The following is a 2196-nucleotide window of genomic DNA, read 5'->3' as shown; positions in this document are numbered from 1 at the left end:
TCAAATAAAGCTTGCCAGCCTTGCTTAGTTGGGACCTTACCGGTTGCTTTAAAATTGGCGTCACCAACTTGGGTAATAATGGTGGTTTCCTCGTACTCGTACGGATCAGCAAACATCGCTAACGTCGTTCTTAAAACCAAATCATAGACCTGTTGCTGTAATTTAGGTAAGGACGCTAATTGATCTTTCGTCGGTACAACTTTAGTCATGATAATGGCGTAATGTTCTTCAACCTTTTTCCCATTGACGTAACGTTTATTTGGGGTGGTATTGGTTAAAGCGACTTGCTTAGATACCAAACCCAGATACTTCGTCAGATTAGCCACTAAATAATCAAATTCTTCATCAGTGATATAAGCACAATCAGTTCGGGGATAACTCAACAACTTGGCTTCATATAAACTTTGAATAGCCGCTAAGGTTTGGCTGGCACTGGCATGATACCGTTTATTCATCGCACTTTGCAGACTGGATAGCGAAAATAGTTGGGGACTGGCACTCTTTTTAGCCTGCTTTTGCACGTCCTTGATTAAACCGCCCTGTGAGCCTTTCTGAACGTGTTTAGCTTGCATGAATGTCATTAGCCCTGTTTCGTTTTTAAACCGCTGATAGGGGTCTAATTTTGCGACGAATTTTTGCTGATTAGCAAGAATTTCAGCATTTAGTTCAAAATAGGGTGCCGGCTTAAAGTTTTTGATTGCCTGGTCTCTTTGATAGACCATATACAAGGTTGGCGTCTGCACGCGACCAATCGAATACACCCCGCGTACCCCGTTTTGTCTTAATAACAAAGTATATAAAGGACTGCCATTCATACCAATTAACCAGTCACTAATTTGACGGGTTTGGGCTTCTTTATAAGCCAAATAGTCTTTGTGCCAATCACCAAGATTTTTGAAGCCGGTAATAATGGCGTCTTTTTCCAAACTATTCAACCATAGCCGCTTAATCGCCTTCTTTTTAACATCAATGTGGGCTTGGTTCATGATTGACCAGGCGATATTGGAGCCTTCCCGACCGCTATCGGTGGCGACAATAATGGTATCGGCTTTCGTTAACAGGTCTTTAACGACCTTGAATTGGGCTTTTTTACTAGCTGGCACTTCAAACTTGTATTTGTCGGGGAAAATCGGTAAATTAGATAAGGCCCATTGCTGGTATTTCTGATCATATTTATCCGGTGTGGCTAGTTCAACTAAATGTCCGAGACCATACGTGACAAGCGTATTTTCGGGCAAAACAGGGTCGCTAACCGTATAGTAACCCTGTTTTTTTGTGCTCTTTTGAAAGGCTTGGACGTATGAACGGGCTTGACTGGGTTTTTCAGCTAAGATAACAGTGGTCATGTTCGTTCACTCCTTATGATTCAGCTTTTGTTCTAATTCTGTTTTGCCTTGTTCAGCCGCTTTTAACCAGGTTTAACGGTGCATTTTTTATTCCGATTACAAGTGCATGCCACCATCCTCATGCCGGTTCCGGGTTTGGTGTTGCCGCTGCTTTTTCGTCATTTCCCACTCGGTTTCTTTCAGTCCACGTTCTTGCTTTTGCCGTTGGTAATCTTCATCACGAGCATATAGAACAGTCATGATCGCATCACTAAAGGCCGTCTTTAAGTAATAGTCTGGACTAACTGGCTTATAATTTAGCGGTTGATAATGCCCCATATTTGCTTTTCTGTACTGGTCGTCCTTGGCTTGTTGCCCTTTTAACTGCTTTTGGATTTTCTCGATCTGACTATTCTTAATCGTCGGATCGGCTTTGCATTCGCCAAAAAAGAGTTGTTTAGTGCCATCATGCTTTAAAACCCGTTGTAAGTGATGGTTTTCTAACTGATCTAAGCTAAGCTGTCCCGATAAATAAGCTAGTCCTTGTTGATGTTCTTGGGGACTGAACACCTGTGGTGGATTTGCTTGCCACTGTTCAATTGTTTCAGCCTGACATGGCTTTAAAACAGGATCATAATACATCACGGCTGTATAGGCTTGTTCCTGTTTAGTCATTGGTAATTCATCTAAATCGCCTTTGGGAAAGGCCCTTTTCAATACTTCATGGTATTGCGTTTTAATGACTTGCTTAACAGCCATGATTGCCCGTAGGTCTTTGACTGCGCGAGTAATCTTTTGCTGCTCGGTTGGTGAATACTTTTCTAGTAGACCTTGATCAACGTGTTCTAGACTTTCTAAGCTATCATCATGA

General features: G+C 42.0%; 1 protein-coding gene and 1 pseudogene. Both read right to left on the bottom strand.

What is annotated here, in order from left to right; all coding sequences use genetic code 11:
- A partial coding sequence (locus tag ACOV1R_RS15975) for a DNA topoisomerase (RefSeq protein ID WP_424744330.1) occupies positions 1 to 1346 on the bottom strand: 1346 nt, incomplete at its 3' end.
- A gap of 96 nt (positions 1347 to 1442) precedes the next feature.
- Positions 1443 to 2196, bottom strand: a pseudogene (locus ACOV1R_RS15970) (MobQ family relaxase); the annotation flags it as partial.

The sequence above is a fragment of the Lactiplantibacillus sp. YT640 genome (assembly GCF_049745435.1).
GTDB classification, from domain to species: Bacteria; Bacillota; Bacilli; order Lactobacillales; family Lactobacillaceae; genus Lactiplantibacillus; species Lactiplantibacillus plantarum.
The sequence above is the reverse complement of the archived record's forward strand: the minus strand, read 5'-3'. Positions and strand labels throughout refer to the sequence as shown.